This window comes from Micromonospora globispora (assembly GCF_003857015.1).
Taxonomy (GTDB): domain Bacteria; phylum Actinomycetota; class Actinomycetes; order Mycobacteriales; family Micromonosporaceae; genus Micromonospora; species Micromonospora globispora.
The window spans coordinates 1-1,635 of sequence record NZ_QGGF01000606.1; the positions used below are offsets into that span (position 1 = coordinate 1).

The following is a 1,635-nucleotide window of genomic DNA, read 5'->3' on the forward strand; positions in this document are numbered from 1 at the left end:
GACCGGGTCCGACCCGGCTGGGCGGGGGCGGGCTGGGCGATCGCCGCCTGGCAGATCACCCTGGGCTTCGGCATCGGCCTGCCCTTCGCGTACGTCCTCGGGCTGCTCTGCCTCGGCGCGGCGGCCGGGTACGGCTGCTCGTGGTGGCGGCGGCGGGTCCGGCCGGTGTTCCCGCGCCGGCTGCTCCTGGCCGACCTGGCCGGCGGCACCGGCTTCGCCGGGGTGACGCTGGTGATGGCCGCGCCCTACTTCGAGGTGGTGGCCCGGAATCCGGCCGGCCGGCGGACCGTCGCGCAGATCGCGATGTTCTCCCCGCCGCCGCGGGGCTTCCTGACCGCGCCGCCCGAATCGTGGTTGTGGGGGGAGTCGCACGCGGCGGCCCGGGCGACGCTGGGCTTCCCCACCGAGATGACCCTGCTGCCCGGGGTGGTGCTGCTCGGGCTGGCCTGCGCGGGACTGTTCTTCTCCGTGTGGCGGGTGCGGCACCGGGTCGCGTTGGCGGCCGGCGTGCTGGTCAGCGTGGCCCTGGCGGCCGGCACCACGCTGGGCGGGGACGGCGATCCCGGCTACGTCACGCTGGTCCGGCACGTGCCCGGCTGGGACGGCATCCGCACCCCGGGGCGGCTGGTGCTCTGGACGACGCTGCTGCTCGGCGTGCTGGCGGCCGGGGCGCTGACGGTACGCCGGTCGGAGCTTCCGCCGGATGTCCGGGGCTGGCGGCGGTGGGGGCGGTGGGTTCTCGTCCTGCCGCTGCTGCTGGTGCTGGTGGAAGGGGTGAACCGCACCCCGCACGTGCCGGTGCCCGCCGAGCCGGCCGCCCTGCGCGGGCTGGCCGGACCGGCCCTGGTGCTGCCCAGCGGGGGCGGTCGGGAGTTCCACGTGATGCTCTGGTCGACCGACGGCTTCCCCCGGCTGGTCAACGGACTGGCCTCGTTCACCCCGGCCAGCCAGCAGCGGATCCGGGCGGCCAGCGCGACCTTCCCGGACGCCGCGTCGGTGGCGTACCTGCGGGCGGCCGGGGTGCGCACGGTGGTGCTGCTGCCCGGGTACGCCGCGGGCACCCCGTGGCGGGACGCGGCGGCCCGGCCGGTGGACGGGCTGGGGATTCGGCGGGAGACCGTGGGCGACGGGATCGTCTACCACCTCGACTGATGTCAGGGTCCATCCCGGATGATCTTCGTCGGTAGGCTCGGGGACCGGATCCGAGACGAGAGGGGTACGCCCATGCATCCGATCAGGACCGGTTACCTGGTCGCCGCCCGTTCGGCGGTGGAACTGCTCGCCGACCCGGCCGTCGCGCAGCGGTGGGACGCGCCGAGCGCGCTCGCCGAGTTCCGCGTCGGCGGGCTCGCCGGGCACCTCGCCTCCCAGGTGCTGGCCGTCCCCGGGGTGCTGGCCGAGCCGGTGCCGGCCGGCGAGCCGGTGGGGCTGCTCGACCACTACGCCCGGGGCACCTGGATCGGCGCGTCGGTCGACGACGAGGTGAACGTGGGCATCCGACGCTCCGGGGAGCGGTACGCCGCCGACGGCCCCGAGGAGCTGGTGGCCGCGGTCCGGGCCGCGGTCGACGAGCTGGCCGCCGCGCTGCCGGCCGAGCCGGAGGGGCGGGTGGTCCACCTGGCCCGGGGGCCGTGG

1 protein-coding gene and 1 pseudogene are annotated in these 1,635 nt (G+C 76.8%); both read left to right on the forward strand.

The genetic code is table 11. The annotated features are described in order from the left end of the window. Nucleotides 1-1,152, forward strand: a pseudogene (locus DKL51_RS30200) (hypothetical protein); the annotation flags it as partial. Nucleotides 1,153-1,224: 72 nt separating this feature from the next. Beyond that, nucleotides 1,225-1,635 (forward strand): maleylpyruvate isomerase N-terminal domain-containing protein (locus DKL51_RS30205; protein WP_185734970.1); only part of this gene is annotated, 411 nt, incomplete at its 3' end.